The organism is Streptomyces litchfieldiae (assembly GCF_031845365.1).
Taxonomy (GTDB): domain Bacteria; phylum Actinomycetota; class Actinomycetes; order Streptomycetales; family Streptomycetaceae; genus Streptomyces; species Streptomyces litchfieldiae.
The window spans coordinates 1-1,538 of record NZ_JAVREL010000058.1 but is presented as its reverse complement, the minus strand read 5'-3'; the positions used below and the strand labels follow the sequence as shown (position 1 = coordinate 1,538).

The window sequence follows — 1,538 nt, the reverse complement described above, 5'->3', positions numbered from 1 at the left end:
GTGTTGCATCACATCGCGGTGGACGGTTGGTCGGTGGGGGTGGTGCTGCGGGATGTGGGGGTGGCGTACGCGGCGCGGGTGGCGGGGCGGGTGCCGGTGTGGGAAGTGCTGCCGGTGCAGTGTGCGGATCATGCTGTGTGGCAGCGGGAGTTGCTGGGTGATGAGGACGATTCGGAGAGTGTGGGTGGGCGGCAGATCGCGTATTGGCGCGAGGCGTTGGCGGGGCTGCCGGAGGAGTTGCCGTTGCCGGCCGACCGGCCGCGTCCGGCGAGGGCTTCCTATCGGGGCGGTACCGTGCCGGTGGACATCCCCGCCGCTCTCCACGCCCAACTCCTGGAGATCGCCGGTCAGAACAAGGCCACTATGTTCATGGTGCTCCAGGCCGGCTTCGGCGCGCTGCTGGGCCGGCTGGGCGGCGGCAGGACGATCCCGGTGGGTGTACCGGTGGCCGGCCGGACGGATGCCGCGCTGGATGATGTCGTGGGTCTGTTTGTGAACACGCTGGTGCTGCGGGTGGATCTCACGGGTGATCCGGGGTTCGGAGAGTTGGTGACGCGGGTGCGGGAGACGGCGCTGGAGGCGTACGCGCATCAGGATGTGCCGTTCGACCGGCTGGTGGAGGCGCTGAACCCGGAGCGTTCGCTGTCGCGGCATCCGTTGTTCCAGGTGTCCATGGTCCTCCAGAACGCACCGGGAAGCACGGCGGATCTTCCCGGGCTGGCGGTGGAGGACGTGCCCATCCGAATCGACGGAGTCAAGTTCGACTTGCTGCTGGGGTGGCGGGAGACCTTCGACGCCGAGGGCGCGCCCGCCGGGCTGCACGGTGGACTGGAGTACAGCGCGGACCTGTTCGACGAGGCCACGGCCGAGCGTGTCGGCCGCCGTCTGGTGCGTCTGCTGACCGCCGCCGTGGCCGATCCGGCGCGGCCGGTGGGCGCTCTGGAGATCATGGACGAGGCGGAACGGTCCCTCGTCCTGGGCGGGGGCAGCGGCACGGTGCCGGTAGTCGAGGAGGCGACGCTGCCGGAGCTGTTCGAGCGGCAGGCCGCCGCGACGCCCGGGAACGTGGCGGTGTGCGACCGGGACACGCGCCTGTCCTATGCCGAACTCAACGCCCGGGCCAATCAGTTGGCCTATGAGCTGATAGCCGCGGGCGCCGGCCCCGAGTCACTGGTCGCGGTGGCGCTGCCCCGCGACGCCCACCTGTCCGTGGCAGTGCTCGCCGTGTTGAAGACGGGCGCGGGCTATCTGCCGATGGACACCGGTCACCCCGAGCACCGTGTCGCGTTCATGCTCCGCGACGCCCGGCCCGTGCTCGGCCTCACCACGGGACCTCCGCCCGCCGACGCGCCCGGTATCACCTGGCTGTCGCTCAACGATCCCCAGACCGCCGCGGCGATCGCCGCCCGCCCCACGGCCAACCCCCAGGACCACGACCGGATCCGCCCCTCACACCCCCTCAACGCCGCCTACACCATCTACACCTCCGGCACCACCGGCACCCCCAAGGGCGTCGTCGTCACCCACACCAACGTGAC

General features: G+C 70.8%; 1 protein-coding gene. It reads left to right on the top strand.

The features are described from left to right. Positions 1-1,538 (top strand): condensation domain-containing protein (locus RM590_RS35360; protein WP_311708918.1); only part of this gene is annotated, 1,538 nt, incomplete at its 3' end.